Raw genomic sequence first — 22,183 nt, forward strand, 5'->3', positions numbered from 1 at the left:
GATATCAGCGCGTCCGTGATGCAGTTCCTTCTGGCGTTCATCGTCGCCGCCCCGGCCATCGGCGCCGTCGCCGCGCTCCTGCCCGCACCGCCCGGACTCCGGGGCCGCTCACCCCGGCAGGCCGTACTGCGCCACGGTGTGATCGTCACCGGCGCCGTGCTCATCGCCGCGATCGTCCTCGCGCTCGGCTTCGACCGTGACCACCCGTCGAAGATGCAGGCCACCACTGACATCAGCTGGATCCCGGCGCTCCACGTCCGCATCCATCTCGGTACAGACGGCATCTCGCTCCCCCTCCTCGTACTGACCGCGCTGCTGACCTTCCTCTGCGCGCTCTACTCCTGCTTCAAGCTCCCCGCGGGCCCGTCCCCCAAGGCGTTCGTCGCGCTCGTCCTCCTCCTCGAATCGGGGACGCTCGCCACCTTCGCCGTCCTCGACCTGGTCCTCTTCTTCCTGGCCTTCGAGATGGTCCTCATCCCGATGTACTTCCTCATCGCCCGCTGGGGCGGCGCCGGACGCACCGCGGCCGCCCGGAAGTTCATCCTCTACACCCTGCTCGGCTCCGTCGTCATGCTGCTCGGTCTCCTCCTCATCGGCGTGAAGAGCGGCACACTCGACATGGTGGCACTCGCCACTGACAACGGCCGCGGCCTCACCCACGGCACCCAGGTCGTCGCGGTGCTCGCCATCGCCGCCGGCCTCGCCGTGAAGGCCCCGATGTGGCCGCTGCACAGCTGGCTCCCCGACGCCCACACCGCCGCCCCCACCGCGGGCTCGGTCCTCCTCGCCGGGGTCATGCTCAAGATGGGCACGTACGGACTGGTCCGCATCGCCCTGCCCGTCGCACCCGAGGGCATGCACACCTTCGCCCCCTACCTGGCGGCCTTCGCCGTCACCGGGATCATCTACGGATCGCTCGCCTGCCTCTCGCTCGCCCGGCGCGGCAACAGGGGCGACCTCAAGCGGCTCATCGCCTACTCGTCCGTCGGCCACATGGGATTCGTACTCCTCGGCATCGCCTCGATGACCCCCACCGGAGTCAACGGGGCGCTCTTCGCCAACATCGCGCACGGCCTCATCACCGGACTGCTCTTCTTCCTGGTGGGCGCGGTGAAGGACCGGCACGGCACCGCCGACCTGGACACGCTCGCCGGAGCGGCCGGCGCCGCCCTCTACGGCCGGGCCCCCCGGCTCGGCGGTCTCCTCGCCTTCGCCGCCGTCGCCTCGCTCGGCCTGCCGGGACTCGCCGGATTCTGGGGCGAGATGCTCACCATGTTCGGCGCCTTCGACCCGGCCGCGGGGCTCAGCCGTCCCGCCTTCCTCACCTTCATGTCCCTCGCTGCCCTTGGCACCCTGCTGACCGCCGCGTACCTCCTCCTCGTCGTACGCCGTGTCTGCATGGGCGGGACACCACCGCAGGCACAAGCCGCCACCGCCGGCACCCGGGAAGCCCCCGGCCACGCGCCCCGGAGCGACGGGCCCCGGAGCCACGCACCCCAGGCCCATGAGATCCCGGGCGCCCGGATCCAGGACGTCCAGGGTTACGAGCTCGCCACCTGGAGCCCCCTCGTCGTCCTCACCGTCCTCGCCGGACTGTGGCCCGCTGCCCTGCTCGGCCTCACCGACCCGGCCGTGCAGAAGCTCCTCGCAGGAGGCAAGGCATGAGCTCCCTCGTCCAGTCCGTCGACTGGCTCGCGATCGCGCCGCCCGTCATCGTCGCCGGGACCGCGCTGATCATCCTGGTCGCCGACCTCTTCGTCCCCGAACACCGCAAGCCGCTGCTCGGCTGGACCGCGGTCGCCGGGCTCGTCGCCGCCGTCCTCATGCTGCTGCCCCTGCGCCACGGCGACCGCTCCACCTTCTGCCTCACCACCGGAGGCGCGGCCTGCAGCTACACCGCGGACCACTTCACCCTCGCCATCCAGCTGCTCGTGCTCGGCGGCGCCCTGCTCACCGCTCTGCTCTCGATGAGCGACACCGGCGGCGACCGTCTCCCGGCCGGCGAGTTCTGGTTCCTGCTCCTCGCCTCCGCCTCCGGCGCCGCGCTGCTGCCCGCCTCCCGGGACCTCGCCACCCTCGTCGTCGCCCTCGAAGTGGCCTCCCTGCCGGCCTTCGCCCTCGTCGGCCTCAGACGCGGCGACCGCCTCTCGTCCGAAGCGGCCCTCAAGTTCTTCCTCTCGTCGGTCACCGCGACCGCCGTCACCCTGCTCGGCGTCAGCTTCGTCTACGCGGCCACCGGCACCCTGTACCTCACCCGTATCGCCACCGCCAGGACCGACCCGCAGCTCGACACCCTCGCCGAGGCCGGAGTCGTCCTCACCCTCGTCGGCTTCGCCTTCAAGACCGCCGCCGCGCCCTTCCACTTCTGGGTCCCCGACACCTACGCCGGGGCGCCGCTGCCCGTCGCCGCCTACCTCTCCGTCGTCGGCAAGGCCGTCGGCTTCTCCGGGCTGATCCTCGTGACCGTCGTCGCCTTCCCCGGCTACGCCGACATCTGGGGCCCCGCCGTCGCCGTACTCGCCGCCCTCACCATGACCGTCGGCAACACCGCGGCGCTGCGCCAGCGGGCCGCCCGCGCCCACAGCGCGGTCCGGCTCCTCGCCTGGTCCTCCATCGGCCAGGCCGGATATCTGCTCGTACCGGTCGCGGCCGCCGCGTACACCTCGGACGGTGAGATCGGCTCCACCGTCGCGTACGCCCTCATGTACGCCGTCGTGAACATCGGCGCCTTCGCCACCGTGGCGCTCGTCGCGCGCTCCTGCCCCGGCAGGCGCCTCGGCGACTACCGCGGCCTCTACGCCACCCGGCCCCTCACCGCCCTCGCGCTCGCCTTCTTCCTGCTCTGCCTGGCCGGGCTGCCTCCCGGCATCATCGGACTCTTCGCCAAGGTCACCGTCTTCCAGAGCGCGGTCGACGCGGGCCTCGGCTGGCTGGCCGTCGTCATGGCCGTCAACGTCGTCATCGCCCTCTCCTACTACCTCCGCTGGACGGCTGTGCTATTCCGCACACCCTCCGCGACGACAGCCACCCCCGCACCCGCCGCCACCGCCGGAACCCCGGCCGGCGAAACCCGTACAGGCCCCCGCATCCCCCTCCCGCTCACGCTCACCGTCGCCCTCACGGCCGCCGCCGGCGCCGTACTCTCCGTCGCCCCCCAGCTGGCCCTGCACTTCGCGTCCGGCAGCCTCTTCTGAGTTTTGCTACGGTCTTCGGCCGGGCGCACACCACGGACGGCGCTCCGGCGCACACTCCGGGGCACCGGCGGTACGACACCGGAGAGCACCACCCGATGGCCCGCCGCGGAGCCGTGCGCAGGGACTATGGGGCTACAGGGCTCTACGGGGCCACCGGGAACTACGAACGAGGAGCAAGCAGTGCTGAGCGGGTTCAAAGACTTCATCCTCCGCGGGAACGTCATCTCACTGGCCATCGGCCTCGCCGTGGGATCCGCCTTCACCGCGGTCGTCACCGCGCTCAGCACCGCCTTCATCACCCCCCTGATCGGCCTCGCCACCAGCTCCGCCATGGGCGACTTCAGCAAGGCCGAGTTCACCGTCGACGGCGCGCACTTCCGCTACGGGCTCCTCATCAACGCCGGAGTCGCCTTCCTGGTGACCGCCGCTGTCCTCTACTTCTGCGTCGTCGTCCCGCTGGCCAAGATCCAGTCCCGCTTCACCGCCGACAAGCCCATCGACATCAAGGCCGCCCTCCGCGACTGCCCGTACTGCTACACCGAGATCCCGGCCATCGCCTCCCGCTGCGCCCACTGCACCAGCCAGATCGAGCCCCTGCCGGAAGCCCTGGAACTGGCGAAGATCCCCGCCCAGGGCTGATCCACCCGTACGGCGCACACCACCGGACGCGCGCACAAGGGAACTAGCCTCCCTCGCCTGGCGTTGACCAGTGAGGGAGGGTCCACTGGACAGTGGACCGGACTGAGCGAAGGTTCCCCGCCGCACGATTTGGAGGGCGTACCGTGCACCGCCGGCACAACGGGCTGAGGACCGCAGTCCTCCTCGGGGGCCTCTCGGCCCTCCTCATCGTCATCGGCAGCTTCTTCGGCCGTACGGGCCTGATCGTCGCGCTCGTCGTCGCACTCGGCACCAACGCCTACGCCTACTGGAACAGCGACAAGCTCGCCCTGCGCGCCATGCGGGCCCGCCCTGTCAGCGAGTTCGAGGCCCCGGCGCTCTACCGGATCGTCCGCGAGCTCTCCACCGCGGCCCGCCAGCCCATGCCCCGGCTCTACATCTCGCCGACCCAGGCGCCGAACGCCTTCGCCACCGGGCGCAATCCGCGCAACTCCGCGGTCTGCTGCACCGAGGGCATCCTCCAGATCCTCGACGAACGCGAACTGCGCGGCGTCCTCGGCCATGAGCTCAGCCATGTCTACAACCGCGACATCCTGATCTCGTCGGTCGCCGGCGCCCTGGCCTCCGTCGTCATGTTCCTCGTCAACTTCGCCTGGCTGATCCCCGTCGGCCGCTCCGAGGACGACGAGGGCCCCGGCCTCATCGGTATGCTGCTGATCATGATCCTGGGCCCGCTGGCCGCGTCCCTCATCCAACTGGCCGTCAGCCGCTCACGCGAGTACGAGGCCGACGCGTCGGGCGCCCAGCTCACCGGTGACCCGCTCGCTCTCGCGGGCGCCCTGCGCAAGCTCGACGCCGGTACGAAACAACTGCCGCTGCCCCCCGAGCCCCGGATCGAGACCGCGAGTCACATGATGATCGCGAACCCTTTCCGTCCCGGTCAGGGACTGTCCAAGATGTTCTCCACGCACCCGCCCATGACGGAGCGCATCTCCCGACTCGAACAGATGGCAGGCCCCCGTCCATGAAGACCATCCTCAACGTCATCTGGCTCATCCTCTGTGGCTTCTGGCTGTTCCTCAGCTATGTGCTCGCGGGTGCGTTGCTCTGCGTCACGATCATCGGCATCCCCTTCGGGATCGCCGCGTTCCGTATCGGGGTCTACGCGCTCTGGCCCTTCGGCTACATGGCGGTGGACCGCTCCGACGCCGGCGCCCCCTCCTGCGTGGGCAACGTCCTGTGGCTGGTCCTGGCCGGCTGGTGGCTCGCGCTCGGCCATATCGTCACCGGGATCGCCCTGTGCGTCACGATCATCGGGATCCCGCTCGGTATCGCGAACTTCAAGCTGATTCCCCTCTCCCTGATGCCCCTGGGCAAGGAGATCGTCCCCACGGACCAGCCCTTCACCGCCCGCTGAGCCGGACCGGACAGCTTCCCCCGGGCCCGCACCAGGACCACAGGTCGCGGTGCGGGCCCCGCCACGACCTGCGACGCAACCAGCCATGCCGCCCCGGCGTCCCTGTTTAAGACACCGAACGTAAGGCAGGCTCTGCTCATGGGAATCATCAGTTGGATCATCCTCGGACTGCTCGCAGGAGCCATCGCCAAGATCCTGCTCCCCGGCCGTGACCCGGGCGGCATCGTCGGCACCACCCTGATAGGCATCGTGGGGGCCTTCATCGGCGGCTGGGGCGCCTCCCATTTCTTCCACCACCCGGTGACCAAGCACTTCTACGACGGCGCGACCTGGATCTCCGCCATCGCGGGCGCCCTGGTCCTGCTGATCGTCTACCGGCTGCTCTTCGGCAACTCCCGCTCACACCGCTGACCGTGTACCGGCCCCGGACCCCGCGTACCGGAGTACCCGGGGCGCCGGACACCACCGGTCATCCGCGGCCGGCCGGGCCTCCGAGCCCTGTCTCCCGCAGTGTGATGTTCAACCGTCCGCCCCGCAGCCCCACCGCCGGATCAGCCGTCCCGGGGAGGACCTTCGGCACACCGTGGTACGCGAACCGCGAAGGTCCTCCGAAGACGAAGAGATCCCCGGACGCCAGCTCTACATCCGTATAGGGCCGCCCCCGCCCCTCCGGATTCCCGAACCGGAAGACGCACGTATCGCCCAGGCTCAGGGACACCACCGGGGCGGCGCACCGCTCCTCACGGTCCTGGTGCATACCCATCCGCGCGTCACCGTCGTAGAAGTTCACCAGCGCCGCATCGGGCGCGTACCCGGCACCGGCACCCCTGGTCTCCCGGGCATCTCCGGTCCCCCTGGCACCCGCGGTCTCCCGGGCACCCGCGGTCTCCCGGGTGCCCCCCGCGTCCCGGGCGCCCCTGGTCTCCCCGGCACAGCCGGCCTCCCCGTAGGCCTCCGTCACCGCGGACCGCCCCAACTCCGCCAGCCACTCCGGGAGTTCGGCCACCCGTGCGCCGTTCACATCATCGGCGGTCCGTGCGTACCGGTACGGCTGCCAGTGCCACCCCAGACACACCGTCCGTACGGACATCACGCCCCCGCCCGGCAACCGCGTATGCCGCAGCGGCACAGGCCCCCGCGCCCACTCCCGGCACGCCGCGACCAGCTCCCCTTGGCGCTCCACCGACAGCCACTCCGGCACATGCACCGCCCCGGGAGCGACCTCCGCCCGGTCCCGCGGAAACAGCCCGGTCATACCCCGGCACCCGCCCCGCCGTCCCGGCCGCCCCAGCGCCGCGTTCCGCCCCAGCGCTGATTGCGGCCCCAGCGCCCAGTGCGCCCCCGGCGCCCCGTTCGGCCCCAGCGCCCCGCCCTCACGACGCCGGTACCCCTTCGAGCCCCAGCAGCCACCGCTTGCGCTCCAGCCCGCCCGCGTAACCGCGCAGCGCCCCGTCCGCCCCGATCACCCGGTGGCACGGCCGTACGACCAGCAGGGGATTGCGCCCGATCGCGGTGCCCACGGCCCGCACTCCGGCGCCCGCGAGCCCGATGCGCCCCGCCAGCTCCCCGTACGAGACCGTGGCGCCGTACGGCAGACCGTCCAGCGCCGCCCACACCCGCTGCTGGAACGCGGTGCCACCGGCCGCGTAATCGATCGCGAAGCGGGTCGACCCACCGGTGAAGTAGGCCCGCAGCTGTTCGGTGATCCAGTCGAAGGCGGCCGGATCCCGCCGCCACCCCGCCCCGGCAGCGTCCTCGGCGGTCACCCCGCCCTTCTGTCCCGGCACGGACAGCGAGGCCAGCGCCACACCGCCGCGTGCTTCGGCCGACTCCTCGCCCACCAGCAGCAGCTCACCGAGCGGACTGTCGGCCGTCGTGTAGACCGTCATCGGTCGCTCCCTTCCTCGCAGCGCCCCGGCGGCAGTTCCACCGGGACACCTACGAGTCTGCGATCCCCCGACCATCCGGACCGGCGGATTTCGGACGCCACATGTCCCGCCGGACAGCGGCAGCGCCGGATCGCCGTAGCGTCGGACCGCCGGGGGAGCAGGAGATCAGCGGTAGTTCACGAACTGCAGCGCGAAGTCGAAGTCCTTGCCCTTCACCAGCGCCTGCACGGCCTGCAGATCGTCCCGGCTCTTGGAGCTGACCCGCAGCTCGTCGCCCTGGACCTGCGCCTTGACGCCCTTCGGGCCCTCGTCGCGGATGACCTTCGCGACCTTCTTGGCGTTGTCCTGCGAGATGCCCTCCTCGATGGAGGCGAAGATCTTGTACTCCTTGCCGGACAGCTGCGGCTCGCCCGCGTCCAGCGCCTTGAGCGAGATCCCGCGCTTGATCAGCTTGGTCTGGAAGACATCGAGAATCGCGGTGACCCGCTCCTCGGTGTTCGCCTGCATCAGGATCTTCTCGCCCGACCAGTCGATCGAGGCGCCGACGTTCTTGAAGTCGTAACGCTGGGAGATCTCCTTGGCGGCCTGGTTGAGGGCGTTGTCGACCTCTTGCCGCTCGACCTTCGAGACGATGTCGAAACTGGAGTCGGCCATGTCCTGTGGCTCCTTGTATCGGGGTGCGATGAATCGGATGTGGTGAAACGGATGTACTGAATCCGGTGTGCTGAAACGGGTGCGCCGAGGGGGACGACCGGCGTCCCGGCCTGCTGCGCGCAAGCCTAAGCGCTGCGCCACGGCCGCCCCCGCCCGTCCCTGATCAACCGGGTGGCGAAGCACCCCGGGTCATCAGGTATCGTTTACGTCGTTGCCACGGAGTCCCGCGACACAGCGGTTCCGTAGCGGCAAACCCCCGGCGGTGTGCCCGAGTGGCCAAAGGGAGCAGACTGTAAATCTGCCGGCTCAGCCTACCCAGGTTCGAACCCTGGCGCCGCCACCGGAATCAGCCTCTGACCAGCATGTCTGGTCAGAGGCTTTCTGGTTTTCCGGGGCTTTCCGGGGCTTTCCGGCTTTCTGGCTTTCTGGTTTTCCGGCGGTCCGAGCCCGTGCCTCGCCGCTACGGCTTTCCGCGCGGCCGGCAGCTACGGCTGCGCCCCGGCGTCCGCGAGCCGGAAGGCCAGCTCCGTCTCCCACTTGGACATGTCCGGCTCCTCCCGCGGATCCGTCTTGTAGATCTCCAGCCGGCAGCCCCACTCCTCGACCACGTCGGCCTTCTCCACGTCCCACTCCATGCCGCGCGCCGCGGCATACTCCAGTAGGCCCGCCGTCACCCCCAACAGCTCATCCGGGTGCCCGATATGGGTGACCGTCAGATACCGGCCGGCGGGCAGTGTCCCGGCGAAGACCTCACCCGTGTCGGCGTCCATGGAGTCGGTGCCCCCGGCCGCGCCCTCCGGTGGACGCGCCACCGGTACGCCCGCCTCGACCTCCATACCGCGTTCCACGTCGATGACGTCGTACCGGAAGAACGGCGCACCCGCTGGTTCGATCCCGCGTTCCGCGAGCCAGCCGAACACCTCGGACAGCCGGTCGGCGACCACCGGGAACGTGTCCATGGTGACGGTCTCCTTGATCGCCGCGTACGGCTGCGCCGCCCGCTCGGCGGCCACGGGTGGGTTCTGCATCAGTTGCCCGCCACATCCTTCACGGCGACCGACACCGGCACCGAGCCGCCGATCAGCTCCAGGGTCAGACCCGCCGTCGCCGGGGTCTCGATCAACTCGGCCAGTACCGCGGCCACATCGTCGCGGGGGACCTCGCCCCGGCCGGTCGTGGCCTCCAGGCGTACCTGCCCGGTGCCCGCTCCGTTCGTCAGCGCGCCGGGGCGCAGCACGGTGCAGTCGAGAGTGCGCCGGGCGCGTACGGCGTCGTCTGCCGCGCCCTTGGCCCGGAGGTAGGCGTCGAAGACCTCGTCGCCCCGGTGGGCGGTGTCGGCGCCCATGGCCGAGACGATGAGATACCGGCGTACGCCCGCCTGTTCGGCGGCGTCCGCGAGCTTGACCGCCGCGTCGCGGTCCACGGTGTCCTTGCGCTCGACGGTGCTGCCGGGGCCCGCGCCCGCCGCGAAGACCACCGCGTCGGCGCCCGACACCGCCTGGGCGACCTGGTCGACGGTGGCCGATTCCAGGTCCAGGACGACCGGCTCGGCCCCGGCGGATCTCAGGTCGTCGGCCTGTCCGGCGGCGCGGATGATGCCCGCGACCTCGTCACCGCGCGCGGCGAGCAACCGCTCCAGCCGCAGCGCGATCTGACCGTGTCCACCTGCGATGACAATGCGCATGTTTCCGACGGTACGCTCCGGCGGCCCCGCGCGCTCAGGAACCCCGTACGGAGGCCTCGGATACACCACTTGCGCGAGTGGCGGCCTGGCGGGCCGGGCCCGAGCACCCGCCGACGCCCCACGCTGGGGCGCCGTGCTCGGAGGCCGCGCTCAGGCGCCGGGGCCGGTCCGCCCCTGGCGCGGCAGTCCGAGCGTGCCGGGTGCGGTCGAGTCGCAGTACTCGCGCACCGCGTTGGTCCGTGCCACGACCCGCCCGCGGTGGATGACGATCCTGCTGTACGCGAGGGACAGCACCGCGGAGAGCTGGTCGCCGCGTACGGCGAGGAGCTCGGCGGGGAAGCCCGCCTCCACCCGCACCTCGGGGAGCGCCATGGCCTCGCGCGGCGCCGAACTGACCGCGCCGTACGCCTCGTCGGGCCGTAGCCCGCTCTGGGACGCCAGCAGATACGCGGCCTCCAGCGGGTCCCCGCGGCCGACCGGATTGGTCAGGTCGCGCAGCGCGCCGCTGCCCGCGGCGACCCGTACCCCCGCGGAGCGGAGCAGTCGTACGGGCGCGGTCCCGCGGCTCTCGACGCCGCCGCACCCGCCCTGCGGCTGGCAGACCACGGTGACGCCCGCGGCGGCAAGCCGCCCCGCCGCACGGACCGCGGTGTCGTGCGGAAGCCGGGAGAGCCCGCCGCAGGGGCCGATGGCGACGCCGGGGCGCAGCCCGCCGCACATGGCGGCGAGCCGGGCCAGCCGGGCCGGGTCGTCACCCTCGGTGTGCAGATCGACGGCGCAGCCGTGCTCGGCGGCGACTTCGAGGACGGCCTGGGTGTATCCGGTCGGGTCGGGATCGAGGTCCGGGCAGCCCCCGACCACCGTGGCGCCCATCTTTACGGCGTCGTGCAGCATGGCGAGGCCGTCCGCGCCCGCGACGCCGGTGAGCAGCCGGGGTACGGCGACCGTGGTGAGGTCGGTGAGCCCGCGCAGCGACCGCCGGGCCTGGAGTACGGCCTCCATCGCGCCGAGCCCTTGGACGTCCCCGATCCGGATGTGCGAGCGCAGCGCGGTGGCCCCGTGTCCGAGCTGGAGCAGGGCGGCTTCGGTGGCGCGGCGCTGGATGTCGGAGACCGCCCCGCTGGTGTCCGGCCCCGGACCCGGCCCGGCGACGGCGGTGAGGGCGGTGTCGCTGTGGGCGTGCGGTTCGGCGGGCGCGGGGAGCAGCAGATAGCCGTCGAGCTCGATACGGGGGGCGGCGGAGGCGCGGGAGCCGGGCACGGTGAGGCTGCCGGCGGTGCCCACGGCTTCGATGTACCCCTGGCTGATGCTGACGTCCACGGTGCGGCCGTCGGCCAGGCGGGCCCCGCGAAGCAGGAGCGCGGTGGTGTCTGCGGTGGCTCCTTCGGGAGGCCGCGGCTGGCTGTCGGGCATCGCGCTCCTGGGTACTGGGCCGGGCGTGACGTGCGAGGTCACGCAGCGTGAAGCGAGCCTATGGGGAAGGCTGGCCCCGCTTCGAGGAGGGGCGGATTAGTCGTACTGGGAGTGACTCCGGTGGCCGACGGGCCTTGTGGGCCGAACGGCGGTGGAAGGGGCTGGTGGGAGCCGGGCGGGAGGCGGGACGGCGTGGTGGAGAGAGGGCCGGGAGAGGGGTGAAGAGAGGGCCGGGAGAGGACGGGGAGAGGGGTGGAGAGAGGGCCGGGCGAGGGGCCCTCATAAGGATTTGGGCGACGGCGAATGACCGTGTAATGTCTTCATCGCTCGCCCCAATAGCTCAGTCGGTAGAGCGTCTCCATGGTAAGGAGAAGGTCTACGGTTCGATTCCGTATTGGGGCTCTGGTGCGGGAGCCCTCACCTTCGGGTGAGGGATTCCGTAGCAAAGCGGTGTAGCTCAGTCGGTAGAGCAAGCGGCTCATAATCGCTGTGTCACCGGTTCAAGTCCGGTCACCGCTACACACGGTAGCCGATGGTGGGCTCGGTCCTTCGATCGGCTACTCTTTTATGCGTTCATCCGTCCATCCGTCCAAGGAGCACTCACGTGGCTGCCACCGACGTCCGCCCGAAGATCACGCTGGCCTGCGTGGAGTGCAAGGAGCGGAACTACATCACCAAGAAGAACCGGCGTAACGACCCGGACCGTCTTGAGATGAAGAAGCACTGCCCGCGCTGTAACTCGCACACCGCGCACCGCGAAACCCGCTGACCCGAGCTTTCTCCACGGGTACAGCTCTCCACAGGCACAGACATGAGGTCGCCCCCTAGCGGGGGGCGGCCTCATGTCATTTCTGCGGTTACTCGCGGTTATTGTGATTCTTTCTGATTCCCGGCACTCCACCAGGAGGTAGTGAGCCATGGCGCTCGACCAGTCGTTCGTGGGGCGGACCTATCCGCCCTCCGCGCCGTACGAGGTGGGCCGGGAGAAGATCCGCGAGTTCGCCGAAGCGGTGGGCGACCCGAATCCCGCGTACACCGACACGGAGGCGGCGAAGGCGCTCGGGCATGCCGATGTCATCGCCCCGCCGACGTTCGTCTTCTCGATCACCTTCAAGGCCGCGGGCGTCGTCGTGCAGGATCCGCAGCTGGGTCTGGACTACACGCGGGTGGTGCACGGCGACCAGAAGTTCGCCTACCGGCGCCCGGTCCGGTCCGGGGACCGGCTGACGGTCACTTCGACCATCGAAGCGATCAAGTCCCTTGCCGGAAACGACATCATTGATATTCGCGGTGAGGTGCACGACGAGTCAGGTGAGCTCGTCGTGACGGCGTGGACGAAGCTGGTCGCGCGTGCGGCCGGGGAGGCGTGACGGTGGCAGCGAAGATCTCCTACGAGAGCGTCGAGGTCGGCACCGAGCTGCCGGCGCAGTCGTTCCCGGTGTCGCGGGCGACGCTGGTGCAGTACGCGGGTGCCTCCGGCGACTTCAACCCGATCCACTGGAACGAGAAGTTCGCGGTGGAGGTCGGACTCCCCGATGTCATCGCACATGGGATGTTCACCATGGCCGAGGCGGTCCGGGTGGTGACCGACTGGGTCGGCGACCCGGGCGCGGTCGTGGAGTACGGCGTCCGCTTCACCAAGCCGGTCGTCGTCCCGAACGACGCCGACGGCGCAGTGATCGAGGTCAGCGCCAAGGTCGGAGCCCTCGTCGGTGAGCCCGACGACAGAACGGTGCGGGTGGACCTGACGGCGATGAGCGACGGCAAGAAGGTACTGGGCATGTCCCGCGCCGTGGTGCGCCTCGCCTGAGGCGCGGTGCCGGGGGCCGTGCGGGCCCGGCGCGCGGCGGCGGAAGCCGTGGTGTGCTGACACGGGCAGGGGGCGCTCGCGTGGGCGGGCGCCCCTTGCCGCGTACCGGAACGGTCCGGGCGGGCGGCCGCGCCCTTCGTCCGCGCATGGGGATGGGTCCGGGCGGGCGGCCGTCAGCGCCTCTTGACTTAGTTAGTTATCAGCCACTAACTTACTCGTATGGTCAGGATGAGCGCAGAGGAGCGGCGCGAGAGCGTCATCCGCGCGGCGATGGTCGAATTCGCCCGCGGTGGCTATCGCGGCACCTCCACCGAGGTGATCGCCAAGCGGGTGGGCGTCTCCCAGCCGTATCTCTTCCGGCTCTTCCCGAACAAGGAGGCCATTTTCCTGGCGGCGTCCGAGCGCTGTGTCGAGGAGACCACGGCCGTCCTCACGAGGGCGGCGGACGGGTTGGCGGCGGAGGAGGCCCTCCATGCCATGGCGCGGGCCTACCAGTCGCTCATCGCCGAGGACCCGGACAAGCTGCTGATGCAGATGCAGGTCTATGTGGCGGCGGCCTCCGCGGCGGCGTCGGGGGACCGTGAGTTCGGGGAGGCGGCGCGTGCCGCGTGGATGGGGCTGTACGACGCGGTTCATCTGGCTCTGGGCGCCGACGTCGACGAGACGACGACGTTCCTGGCGTACGGGATGCTGGTCAACACGCTGGTCGCGCTGGGGTTCGCCCCGGAGCACCGGGTGTGGACCGGCTTCTACGACTCGGCGCAGCCCAAGAAGTGAGTGAGCGGCGGCACTACTGAGGGCCCCGGTGGGGGAGCATCCGGACCCATGGCCGCGAAACTTAGTAATCAATAACTAATCAAGCCGGACGGACCACCGCCCGGCCCGCCAGCAGGGGGAGAAGTGAACGGACCGACAGCCCGGCGCGCAGGCGCCACCTGGGCTCTGATCATCACCAGCGTCGCGGGATTCATGGCGGCCCTCGACAACCTCGTCGTCACCACAGCACTGCCCTCGATCCGCCAGGATCTCGGCGGCGCGCTGAAAGACCTCCAGTGGACGGTGAACGCGTACACGCTCACCTTCGCCGTCCTGCTCATGTTCGGCGCCGCCCTCGGCGACCGGTTCGGCAGGCGCAGGCTCTTCCTCACCGGCCTCACGGTCTTCACCGGCGCCTCGGCCGCGGCGGCCCTCGCCCCGGGGATCGCCCCGCTCATCGCCGCCCGTGCCGTGCAGGGCCTCGGCGCCGCGGTCATGATGCCGCTCACCCTGACCCTGCTCACCGCCGCCGTACCCGCCGCGCGCCGGGGCGCCGCCCTCGGGATCTTCAGCGCCGTCACCGGCCTCGCCGTGGCCAGCGGCCCGCTCATCGGCGGCTCCCTCACCGAGCACCTCTCCTGGCAGTGGATCTTCTGGCTCAATGTGCCGGTCGGCCTCGCCCTGCTCCCGCTCGCCCGGCTGCGCCTCGCCGAATCGCGCGGACCCGGCGCCCGGCTCGACATTCCCGGCACCCTCCTGGTCAGCGGCGGCCTGTTCGGTGTCGTCTACGCCCTCGTCAACGGGCAGACGGACGGCTGGTCCAGTACGCCGATCCTCACCAGCCTCCTCGCCGGTCTCGCCCTACTGGCCGGCTTCGTCCACCACGGCTTCCACCACGCCCGCCCCATGCTCCCCATGCGGCTCTTCCGCAACCGCGCCTTCGCAGGGATCAACGGCGCGTCCCTGCTGATGTTCCTGGGCATGTTCGGCTCGATATTCCTGCTGAGCCAGTTCTTCCAGGGCGTCCTGGGCTACTCGCCGACCCAGGTCGGACTGCGGATGCTGCCCTGGACCGGGATGCCGCTGATCATCGCGCCGTTCGCGGGCGCCCTCTCCGACCGGATCGGCGGCCGGCCCGTCGTCGCCGCGGGCCTCGCGCTCCAGGCGGCCGGGCTCGCGCTCTTCGCGCTGCTCATCGGCCCGGACGTGTCGTATCCGACGATCCTCCCGGCACTGATGCTCGGCGGAGCCGGCATGGCGCTGTACTTCGCCCCCGCGTCCAGCGTGGTCATGTCCAGCGTCCGCCCCGCCGAGCAGGGCATCGCGTCCGGCGCCAACAACGCCCTGCGCGAGGTCGGCGGCGCGCTCGGCATCGCCGTCCTGGGCGCGGTCTTCGCGGCCCGCGGCGGATACGGAACGCCCGCCTCCTTCACCGACGGGACAGTCCCCGCCCTGTGGATCGGCGCCGCAGCGGTCGCGGTCGCGGCGCTCGTCGCCCTGCTGATCCCGCGGCGCGGCGCACCGGGGCCCGCGGACCTGGCACCGGAGCCCGGCACGGACCGCGAGACGGCCGCCGTCCGAGCCGCCGCCTGAGCCGCCGCCTGAGCCGCTCGCCTGAGCCGCCGTCCGAGCCGCTCGCCCGAGTCACCCGTACGTGAATGATCCTCCGCACCAGAACGGCCCCGCCCGACCGGCGGGGCCGTTCTCGTACGCTGGGCCCGTGCAGGAACTCCTTGAAGCCCCACTCGCCCCCCTGACCACCTTCCGCCTCGGCGGCCCCGCGACCCGGCTGGTCACGGCGGAGACCGACGCCGAAGTCGTCGAGGCCGTCCGGGAGGCCGACGCCGAAGGCACCCCGCTGCTCGTCATCGGCGGCGGCTCCAATCTGGTCATCGGCGACAAGGGGTTCGCCGGCACCGCCCTGCGGATCGCGACACGCGGCTTCTCGCTCTCCGGTACGGCGCTGGAACTCGCGGCCGGCGAGACCTGGAGTGACGCCGTCACCCGTACCGTCGAAGCCGGACTCGCGGGCATCGAGTGCCTGGCCGGGATCCCCGGCTCCGCCGGTGCCACCCCGATCCAGAACGTGGGGGCGTACGGCCAGGAGATCTCGTCGACCCTCACCGAGGTCGTCGCGTACGACCGTACGACCGGCGAGACGGTCACCCTCTCGAACGCCGAGTGCCGGTTCTCGTACCGTCACAGCCGCTTCAAGGCCGAACCCGACCGCTATGTGGTGCTCCGGGTGCGTTTCGCGCTCGAAGACGCGGACGGGCTCTCGGCGCCCGTCAAGTACCCGGAGACGGCCCGCGTCCTCGGGGTCGAGGCGGGCGACCGGGTACCGGCGGCGACGGTCCGCGAGACCGTGCTGAAGCTGCGCGCGGGCAAGGGCATGGTGCTGGACGCCGACGACCACGACACCTGGTCGGCCGGATCGTTCTTCACCAATCCGATCCTCGACGACACCCAGTTCGCCGCGTTCCTGGCGCGCGTGCGCGAGCGACTCGGAGCGGAGACCGCGCCGCCCGCCTTCCCGGCGGGGGAGGGACTGACCAAGACATCGGCGGCCTGGCTGATCGACCGGGCGGGCTTCACCAAGGGGTACGGCACCGGCCCCGCCCGTATCTCCACCAAGCACACACTCGCCCTCACCAACCGGGGCCGGGCCACCACCGAGGACCTGCTCGCACTCGCCCGCGAGGTGGTCGCGGGGGTGCACGAGGCGTTCGGCGTGACCCTGGTCAACGAGCCGGTGACGGTCGGCGTCAGCCTGTAACCGGGGCCGGGGCCGGGGCCGGGGCCGGAGCCGGGGCGGGAGGCTGCGGCCGCCCGCCCCTCATAGGCGTACGCACATACGCACGCACGTACATACATACGCGGGCTCAGCCGGCAAGCCAGTCGTCGATGCCGGAGAGCAGCTTCCGCCGGACATCTACGGGCGCCGCCGAGCCGAGCACCGACTGCCGCGCCAGCTCGGCCAGTTCGGCGTCGGTGAAACCCTGCGCCCGCGCCAGCTCGTACTGGGCCGCCAGCCGCGACCCGAACAGCAGCGGGTCGTCCGCACCGAGCGCCATCGGCACCCCGGCCTCGAACAGCTTTCGCAGGGGTACGTCCTCGGGCTTCTCGTAGACGCCGAGCGCCACGTTCGACGCCGGGCAGACCTCACAGGTCACCCCGCGCTCGGCCAGCCGCCGCAGCAGCATCGGGTCCTCCGCCGCCCGCACCCCGTGCCCGATCCGCGCCGCGTGCAGATCGTCCAGACAGTCCCGCACCGACGAGGGCCCGCTCAGCTCACCTCCGTGCGGTGCCGCCAGCAGACCGCCCTCCCTGGCGATCGCGAACGCCCGGTCGAAGTCCCTCGCCATACCCCGGCGTTCGTCGTTGGAGAGACCGAAACCGATCACCCCGCGGTCCGCGTACCGCACCGCCAGCCGCGCCAGGGTCCTGGCGTCCAGCGGGTGCTTCATCCGGTTCGCGGCGACCACCACGCGTATGCCGAGCCCGGTCTCCCGCGACGCCGCGTCCACCGCGTCCAGGATGACTTCGAGCGCCGGGATGAGCCCGCCGAGGAACGGGGCGTACGACGTGGGGTCCACCTGGATCTCCAGCCACCCCGAGCCGTCCGCGACATCCTCCTGGGCGGCCTCGCGCACCAGCCGCTGGATGTCGTCGGGGGTGCGCAGACAGGACCGCGCGATGTCGTACAGCCGCTGGAAGCGGAACCAGCCGCGCTCGTCGGTGGCCCGCAGCTTCGGAGGCTCACCGCCGGTCAGTGCCTCAGGCAGGTGCACGCCGTATCTGCCGGCCAGCTCCAGCAGCGTGGTGGGCCGCATCGAACCGGTGAAGTGCAGGTGCAGATGGGCCTTGGGCAGCAGCCGGATGTCACGTACTCGCTCCATCCAAGGATCCTGCCGTACGGAACCGCCGCACCGGTAGCCGCTTTCCCCCAACGAGGAGACGGCCGAACGAAGAAACGGGCCCCCGGTGAGAACCGGAGGCCCGTTTTTCGGCAGTCGGCCCGTGTCAGTCCGTCGCCTCGGCCAGCAGCTTCTGGATCCGGGAGACGCCCTCGACCAGGTCCTCGTCACCGAGCGCGTACGACAGACGCAGGTACCCGGGTGTGCCGAACGCCTCACCGGGGACCACGGCGACCTCGACCTCGTCCAGGATCAGCGCGGCCAGCTCCACCGAGCTCTGCGGGCGCTTGCCGCGGATCTCCTTGCCGATGAGCGCCTTCACCGACGGGTACACGTAGAACGCGCCCTCCGGCTCAGGGCAGAGCACACCGTCGATCTCGTTGAGCATCCGCACGATGGTCCTGCGGCGCCGGTCGAAGGCGGTACGCATCTCGACGACGGCCTCCAGGTCCCCCGACACTGCGGCGAGCGCGGCCGCCTGCGAGACGTTGGAGACGTTGGAGGTGGCGTGCGACTGCAGATTGGTCGCGGCCTTCACGACGTCCTTCGGGCCGACGATCCACCCCACGCGCCAGCCGGTCATGGCGTACGTCTTGGCCACGCCGTTGACCACGATGCACTTGTCGCGCAGCTCGGGCACGACGGCGGGCAGCGAGGTGAACTCGGCGTCGCCGTAGATCAGGTGCTCGTAGATCTCGTCCGTCAGTACCCACAGGCCGTGCTCGACGGCCCAGCGGCCGACGGCCTCGGTGTCGGCGCGGCTGTAGACGGCGCCCGTCGGGTTGGAGGGCGAGACGAAGAGGACGACCTTCGTCCGCTCCGTACGGGCGGCCTCCAGCTGCTCGACGGAGACCCGGTAGCCGGTGGTCTCGTCGGCGACGACCTCGACCGGGACACCGCCCGCGAGCCGGATCGACTCGGGGTACGTGGTCCAGTACGGGGCCGGGACGATGACCTCGTCGCCCGGGTCGAGGATCGCGGCGAACGCCTGGTAGATGGCCTGCTTGCCGCCGTTGGTGACGAGCACCTGGGCTGCCTCGACCTCGTAGCCCGAGTCGCGCAGGGTCTTGGCGGCGATGGCGGCCTTCAGCTCGGGGAGCCCCCCGGCCGGGGTGTAACGGTGGTACTTCGGGTTGCGGCAGGCCTCGATCGCGGCCTCGACGATGTATCCGGGCGTGGGGAAGTCGGGCTCACCGGCACCGAAGCCGATCACCGGTCGCCCGGCGGCCTTCAGCGCCTTCGCCTTGGCGTCGACGGCCAGGGTGGCGGACTCGGAGATGGCACCGATGCGGGCGGAGACCCTGCGCTCGGTCGGAGGAGTTGCGGCGCTCATGGGGCCCATGGTCCCAGACCGGAATCGGACTCGGCACACAGGTTTCGATGGGCGGACACCGGGCCGGACCCCGGCCCGGCGGACGACCGGACAACAGCCGTACGCCGCGCGGGAACCGGGCCGGAACCGGGCCGCGACCGTAAGGACACGGGCCGGCCGGGGCCGTCCCGGCCGAAGCTGTTCGACGTCAGGCCCCCGACCACGTACACTCACTCGTCGTTGGCCTCCACCAGCCGGCCGGCCGAGCGCACTCCGTGCACCTGGTCGGATGCGGTAGGTTGGGGGAACCACAAAGGGTCGTAGCTCAATTGGTAGAGCACTGGTCTCCAAAACCAGCGGTTGGGGGTTCAAGTCCCTCCGGCCCTGCTACACACACCTTCGCCAGGCTGTGTGCGCATGTACGTACATCTATGCACCGCCGTGCGGCTCCACCGGGCGCGGCACGGCCACGACCCGGAATCAGGTGAGAGATCGTGACGGACGCCGTCGGCTCCATCGACGTGCCTGATGCGCAGGATGAAGCGCCGGAGTCGAAGAAGGCGCGCAAGGGCGGGAAGCGCGGCAAGAAGGGGCCCTTCGGCCGCCTCGCGCTCTTCTACCGCCAGATCGTCGCGGAACTGCGCAAGGTCGTCTGGCCGACTCGTAGCCAGCTCTCGACCTACACCACCGTGGTGATCGTTTTTGTCGTCATCATGATCGGCATCGTGACCGTGATTGACTATGGCTTCAACCAGGCCGCCAAGTACGTCTTTGGCTGATCCGCGAAAGACGCCGGGAGCGGCGTCTTTTTCGCATGTTCCACCCGATTTGTATCCAGGAAGAAGCAGCCACCGTGTCTGACCCGAACCTGAACGAGGCCGTCGAGCCGGGCGAAAGCTTCGAGTCCGCAGAGGACGAGCTCGACATCGTCGAGGCGGCAGACGCTGTGGAGCCGGACCGGGCCGAAGCCGCCGACGCCGTCGCCGGTGAGCCCGCCGAGGAGTCCGCCGTGCACGCCGAGGGCGACGCCGAGGCCGTGGCGGAGACCGCCGACGACGCCCAGGCCGCCGCCGATGTGGCAGCCGCCGCGGAAGAGGCCGAGGACGAGGAGGCCGCCGAGGCCGCCGCCGACGTGCCCCCGGTCGACCCGGTCGAGGCCCTGCGCCAGGAGCTCCGCGGTCTGCCCGGCGAGTGGTACGTCATCCACACGTACGCCGGTTACGAGAAGCGTGTGAAGGCCAACCTGGAGCAGCGCGCCGTCTCGCTGAACGTCGAGGAGTTCATCTACCAGGCCGAAGTGCCCGAGGAAGAGATCGTCCAGATCAAGAACGGCGAGCGCAAGAACGTCCGCCAGAACAAGCTTCCCGGTTACGTCCTGGTCCGGATGGACCTCACCAACGAGTCCTGGGGCGTCGTCCGTAACACCCCCGGAGTCACCGGCTTCGTCGGCAACGCCTACGACCCGTACCCGCTGACGCTCGACGAGATCGTCAAGATGCTCGCCCCGGAGGCCGAGGAGAAGGCCGCCCGCGAGGCCGCCGAGGCCGAGGGCAAGCCGGCTCCGGCCCGCAAGGTCGAGGTCCAGGTGCTCGACTTCGAGGTCGGCGACTCGGTCACCGTCACGGACGGCCCGTTCGCGACGCTCCAGGCGACGATCAACGAGATCAACGCCGACTCGAAGAAGGTCAAGGGTCTCGTCGAGATCTTCGGCCGCGAGACCCCGGTCGAGCTCAGCTTCGACCAGATCCAGAAGAACTAGGGTCTGTCCGGCCGATCTTCGTGGGCCCGCGACGCCTGGCACGGCACCTCGCGGCGTTGTCGGCGTCGCCCCGGTACGTCCAGTACAGGGGCGATCCTCCGCCTTGCGAGGTACCGCACCAGACGCCGCGGACTGATCCACGAAGATCGGCCGGTCAGACCCTGGCGGCCCCTGCCGCACGGAGCTTCCGGTACACACACCTTCCAAGCAGGTCAGACCCGGCTCACGCCCTGTCTGACCTGCTTGGTTTTTGGTCGCGCAGCTATACCCGTTATCGTTGCGCGGTATGCCTCCGTCCGGATGACCGGATGGCGGCGAAACACTCTCACTAGGACCCGGAGAGAGCAATGCCTCCCAAGAAGAAGAAGGTCACGGGGCTCATCAAGCTCCAGATCAAGGCCGGCGCGGCCAACCCGGCTCCGCCGGTCGGCCCCGCGCTGGGCCAGCACGGCGTCAACATCATGGAGTTCTGCAAGGCCTACAACGCCGCGACCGAGTCGCAGCGTGGCATGGTCGTGCCGGTGGAGATCACGGTCTACGAGGACCGCTCCTTCACCTTCGTCACCAAGACCCCGCCGGCCGCGAAGCTGATCCTCAAGGCCGCGGGCGTGGAGAAGGGCTCCGGCGAGCCGCACAAGACCAAGGTCGCCAAGATCACCGGCGAGCAGGTCCGTGAGATCGCCACGACCAAGATGCCCGACCTGAACGCCAACGACATCGAGTCCGCGGCCAAGATCATCGCCGGCACCGCCCGTTCCATGGGCGTCACGGTCGAGGGCTGATCAAGCCCCCCTCAGCACCACAGTGGAAGGGCCAGCGCCGGCCCGTACCACGACTCCCACTCCCCAACTAGGAGCAGAAGTGAAGCGCAGCAAGACTCTCCGCGCTGCGGACGCCAAGGTCGACGCGGACAAGCTGTACGCCCCGCTCGAAGCCGTCCGCCTCGCCAAGGACACCTCCACGACCAAGTTCGACGGCACCGTCGAGGTCGCCATGCGTCTGGGTGTCGACCCGCGCAAGGCCGACCAGATGGTCCGTGGCACCGTGAACCTGCCGCACGGCACCGGCAAGACCGCCCGGGTCCTGGTCTTCGCGACCGGTGACCGTGCTGCGGCCGCGGAGGCCGCGGGCGCCGACATCGTCGGCGCCGACGAGCTCATCGACGAGGTGGCGAAGGGCCGTCTGGACTTCGACGCCGTCGTCGCCACCCCGGACCTCATGGGCAAGGTCGGCCGCCTCGGCCGCGTGCTCGGTCCGCGTGGGCTCATGCCGAACCCGAAGACCGGAACGGTCACCCCGGACGTGACGAAGGCTGTCACGGACATCAAGGGCGGCAAGATCGAGTTCCGCGTCGACAAGCACTCGAACCTGCACTTCATCATCGGCAAGGTCTCCTTCGACGAGACGAAGCTGGTCGAGAACTACGCCGCCGCGCTGGAGGAAGTCCTCCGTCTGAAGCCGTCGGCCGCCAAGGGCCGCTACATCAAGAAGGCCGCGCTGGCCACCACGATGGGCCCCGGCATCCCGCTGGACGCCAACCGCACCCGCAACCTCCTCGTCGAGGAGGACCCGGCCGCCGTCTGATCCTGCGGATCGGCAGGCAGCCGCAGGACGCGCGCTGTGAGCCCGGGGCGCGGCGGCGCGCGCGCCGGTCGGGGGGGGCCGGGGGGGGCGGCGCCGCGCCCCCCGGCCCCCGCCCCGGGCCCCCCCCCCCCCGGCCCCGCCCCCCCCCCCCCGCACCACCCGGGCCGGACCCTGTC

The 22,183-nt window shown here is 70.7% G+C and carries 24 protein-coding genes and 4 tRNA genes; 20 read left to right on the forward strand and 8 right to left on the reverse strand.

Annotation, left to right across the window (positions count from 1 at the left end):
- The first annotated feature begins 18 nt into the window (after positions 1 to 18).
- The 6 genes from ACFXBC_RS26235 to ACFXBC_RS26260 all read left to right on the forward strand — a co-directional run bounded on the left by ACFXBC_RS26235 (position 19) and on the right by ACFXBC_RS26260 (position 5,640).
- Positions 19 to 1,665: a NuoM family protein gene (locus ACFXBC_RS26235; protein ID WP_385029341.1), complete on the forward strand. Its 1,647-nt coding sequence runs from the start codon at positions 19 to 21 to the stop codon at positions 1,663 to 1,665.
- Positions 1,662 to 3,194 (forward strand): NADH-quinone oxidoreductase subunit N, encoded by a 1,533-nt coding sequence (locus ACFXBC_RS26240; protein ID WP_385029269.1) that lies wholly within the window; start codon positions 1,662 to 1,664, stop codon positions 3,192 to 3,194. The genes ACFXBC_RS26235 and ACFXBC_RS26240 overlap by 4 nt, the downstream gene beginning before the upstream one ends.
- A 180-nt stretch (positions 3,195 to 3,374) precedes the next feature.
- Positions 3,375 to 3,833 carry an MscL family protein gene (locus tag ACFXBC_RS26245; protein WP_385029272.1) on the forward strand — a complete coding sequence of 153 codons (459 nt, stop codon included), beginning with the start codon at positions 3,375 to 3,377 and terminating at the stop codon, positions 3,831 to 3,833.
- A gap of 143 nt (positions 3,834 to 3,976) precedes the next feature.
- Positions 3,977 to 4,840 (forward strand): zinc metalloprotease HtpX, encoded by an 864-nt coding sequence (gene htpX, locus ACFXBC_RS26250; RefSeq protein ID WP_385029275.1) that lies wholly within the window; start codon positions 3,977 to 3,979, stop codon positions 4,838 to 4,840.
- A complete protein-coding gene (locus tag ACFXBC_RS26255; protein ID WP_385029278.1) occupies positions 4,837 to 5,229 on the forward strand; it encodes a YccF domain-containing protein in 393 nt (130 codons plus the stop codon). Before htpX ends, ACFXBC_RS26255 begins: the two co-directional genes overlap by 4 nt.
- A gap of 138 nt (positions 5,230 to 5,367) precedes the next feature.
- Positions 5,368 to 5,640, forward strand: a complete 273-nt coding sequence (locus tag ACFXBC_RS26260) for a GlsB/YeaQ/YmgE family stress response membrane protein (protein ID WP_385029281.1) — start codon at positions 5,368 to 5,370, stop codon at positions 5,638 to 5,640.
- A gap of 58 nt (positions 5,641 to 5,698) precedes the next feature.
- On the opposite strand, the gene ACFXBC_RS26265 is transcribed toward ACFXBC_RS26260, so the two are convergent.
- From ACFXBC_RS26265 to ACFXBC_RS26275, 3 genes are all read right to left on the reverse strand, one after another.
- Positions 5,699 to 6,484 carry an alpha-ketoglutarate-dependent dioxygenase AlkB family protein gene (locus tag ACFXBC_RS26265; protein ID WP_385029284.1) on the reverse strand — a complete coding sequence of 262 codons (786 nt, stop codon included), beginning with the start codon at positions 6,482 to 6,484 and terminating at the stop codon, positions 5,699 to 5,701.
- Between the two features lie 118 nt (positions 6,485 to 6,602).
- Positions 6,603 to 7,118, reverse strand: coding sequence for a methylated-DNA--[protein]-cysteine S-methyltransferase (locus ACFXBC_RS26270; protein ID WP_385029287.1), 516 nt, complete (start codon positions 7,116 to 7,118; stop codon positions 6,603 to 6,605).
- 165 nt (positions 7,119 to 7,283) lie between these two features.
- Positions 7,284 to 7,772, reverse strand: a complete 489-nt coding sequence (locus ACFXBC_RS26275; protein ID WP_385029290.1) for a YajQ family cyclic di-GMP-binding protein — start codon at positions 7,770 to 7,772, stop codon at positions 7,284 to 7,286.
- A gap of 258 nt (positions 7,773 to 8,030) precedes the next feature.
- On the opposite strand from ACFXBC_RS26275, the gene ACFXBC_RS26280 reads away from it, so the two are divergent.
- Positions 8,031 to 8,112: transfer RNA gene (locus ACFXBC_RS26280), tRNA-Tyr, on the forward strand.
- 145 nt (positions 8,113 to 8,257) lie between these two features.
- Here ACFXBC_RS26280 and ACFXBC_RS26285 read toward each other — a convergent pair.
- From ACFXBC_RS26285 to ACFXBC_RS26295, 3 genes are all read right to left on the reverse strand, one after another.
- Positions 8,258 to 8,800, reverse strand: a complete 543-nt coding sequence (locus tag ACFXBC_RS26285; RefSeq protein ID WP_385029293.1) for a GyrI-like domain-containing protein — start codon at positions 8,798 to 8,800, stop codon at positions 8,258 to 8,260.
- On the reverse strand, positions 8,800 to 9,456 hold the full coding sequence (locus ACFXBC_RS26290; protein ID WP_385029296.1) for an SDR family oxidoreductase: 657 nt from the start codon (positions 9,454 to 9,456) through the stop codon (positions 8,800 to 8,802). Before ACFXBC_RS26290 ends, ACFXBC_RS26285 begins: the two co-directional genes overlap by 1 nt.
- 150 nt (positions 9,457 to 9,606) lie before the next feature.
- Positions 9,607 to 10,869: an amidohydrolase family protein gene (locus tag ACFXBC_RS26295; RefSeq protein WP_385029299.1), complete on the reverse strand. Its 1,263-nt coding sequence runs from the start codon at positions 10,867 to 10,869 to the stop codon at positions 9,607 to 9,609.
- 329 nt (positions 10,870 to 11,198) lie between these two features.
- Between ACFXBC_RS26295 and ACFXBC_RS26300 the strand changes: the two genes are divergently transcribed.
- The 8 genes from ACFXBC_RS26300 (at position 11,199) to ACFXBC_RS26335 (ending at position 16,211) form a co-directional block, all read left to right on the forward strand.
- Positions 11,199 to 11,271 (forward strand) — tRNA-Thr (locus ACFXBC_RS26300).
- Between the two features lie 44 nt (positions 11,272 to 11,315).
- Positions 11,316 to 11,388, forward strand: a tRNA-Met gene (locus tag ACFXBC_RS26305).
- A gap of 85 nt (positions 11,389 to 11,473) precedes the next feature.
- A complete protein-coding gene (rpmG, locus tag ACFXBC_RS26310) occupies positions 11,474 to 11,638 on the forward strand; it encodes a 50S ribosomal protein L33 (RefSeq protein ID WP_006604855.1) in 165 nt (54 codons plus the stop codon).
- Between the two features lie 148 nt (positions 11,639 to 11,786).
- A complete protein-coding gene (locus tag ACFXBC_RS26315; protein WP_385029302.1) occupies positions 11,787 to 12,239 on the forward strand; it encodes a MaoC family dehydratase N-terminal domain-containing protein in 453 nt (150 codons plus the stop codon).
- A 2-nt stretch (positions 12,240 to 12,241) separates the two neighbouring features.
- The gene (locus ACFXBC_RS26320) at positions 12,242 to 12,679 is read left to right on the forward strand and encodes a MaoC family dehydratase (protein ID WP_385029305.1); all 438 of its coding nucleotides are present in this window, start codon (positions 12,242 to 12,244) and stop codon (positions 12,677 to 12,679) included.
- 219 nt (positions 12,680 to 12,898) lie between these two features.
- On the forward strand, positions 12,899 to 13,456 hold the full coding sequence (locus ACFXBC_RS26325; RefSeq protein ID WP_385029308.1) for a TetR/AcrR family transcriptional regulator: 558 nt from the start codon (positions 12,899 to 12,901) through the stop codon (positions 13,454 to 13,456).
- Positions 13,457 to 13,579: 123 nt separating this feature from the next.
- Positions 13,580 to 15,028, forward strand: a complete 1,449-nt coding sequence (locus tag ACFXBC_RS26330) for an MFS transporter (RefSeq protein ID WP_385029311.1) — start codon at positions 13,580 to 13,582, stop codon at positions 15,026 to 15,028.
- Positions 15,029 to 15,155: 127 nt separating this feature from the next.
- Entirely contained in the window at positions 15,156 to 16,211 is a 1,056-nt protein-coding gene (locus ACFXBC_RS26335) for a UDP-N-acetylmuramate dehydrogenase (protein WP_385029314.1), read from the forward strand.
- A gap of 106 nt (positions 16,212 to 16,317) precedes the next feature.
- Here the strand turns inward: ACFXBC_RS26335 and ACFXBC_RS26340 are convergent, their stop codons facing one another.
- Together ACFXBC_RS26340 and ACFXBC_RS26345 are read right to left on the reverse strand one after the other, a co-directional pair.
- The gene (locus ACFXBC_RS26340; protein WP_385029317.1) at positions 16,318 to 17,334 is read right to left on the reverse strand and encodes an adenosine deaminase; all 1,017 of its coding nucleotides are present in this window, start codon (positions 17,332 to 17,334) and stop codon (positions 16,318 to 16,320) included.
- 124 nt (positions 17,335 to 17,458) lie between these two features.
- A complete protein-coding gene (locus ACFXBC_RS26345) occupies positions 17,459 to 18,685 on the reverse strand; it encodes a pyridoxal phosphate-dependent aminotransferase (protein WP_385029320.1) in 1,227 nt (408 codons plus the stop codon).
- Positions 18,686 to 18,978: 293 nt separating this feature from the next.
- Here ACFXBC_RS26345 and ACFXBC_RS26350 point away from each other — a divergent pair.
- The 5 genes from ACFXBC_RS26350 (at position 18,979) to rplA (ending at position 22,007) form a co-directional block, all read left to right on the forward strand.
- A tRNA-Trp gene (locus ACFXBC_RS26350) sits at positions 18,979 to 19,051 on the forward strand.
- A gap of 107 nt (positions 19,052 to 19,158) precedes the next feature.
- A complete protein-coding gene (gene secE, locus ACFXBC_RS26355) occupies positions 19,159 to 19,443 on the forward strand; it encodes a preprotein translocase subunit SecE (RefSeq protein WP_164264060.1) in 285 nt (94 codons plus the stop codon).
- A 74-nt stretch (positions 19,444 to 19,517) separates the two neighbouring features.
- A complete protein-coding gene (gene nusG / locus ACFXBC_RS26360) occupies positions 19,518 to 20,423 on the forward strand; it encodes a transcription termination/antitermination protein NusG (RefSeq protein WP_385029323.1) in 906 nt (301 codons plus the stop codon).
- Positions 20,424 to 20,770: 347 nt separating this feature from the next.
- Entirely contained in the window at positions 20,771 to 21,205 is a 435-nt protein-coding gene (gene rplK / locus ACFXBC_RS26365; RefSeq protein ID WP_385029326.1) for a 50S ribosomal protein L11, read from the forward strand.
- A gap of 79 nt (positions 21,206 to 21,284) precedes the next feature.
- The gene (gene rplA / locus ACFXBC_RS26370; RefSeq protein ID WP_385029329.1) at positions 21,285 to 22,007 is read left to right on the forward strand and encodes a 50S ribosomal protein L1; all 723 of its coding nucleotides are present in this window, start codon (positions 21,285 to 21,287) and stop codon (positions 22,005 to 22,007) included.
- The last annotated feature ends 176 nt before the right edge of the window (positions 22,008 to 22,183 follow it).

The sequence above is a fragment of the Streptomyces sp. NPDC059398 genome, from assembly GCF_042751845.1.
In the GTDB taxonomy this organism is placed as follows: domain Bacteria; phylum Actinomycetota; class Actinomycetes; order Streptomycetales; family Streptomycetaceae; genus Streptomyces.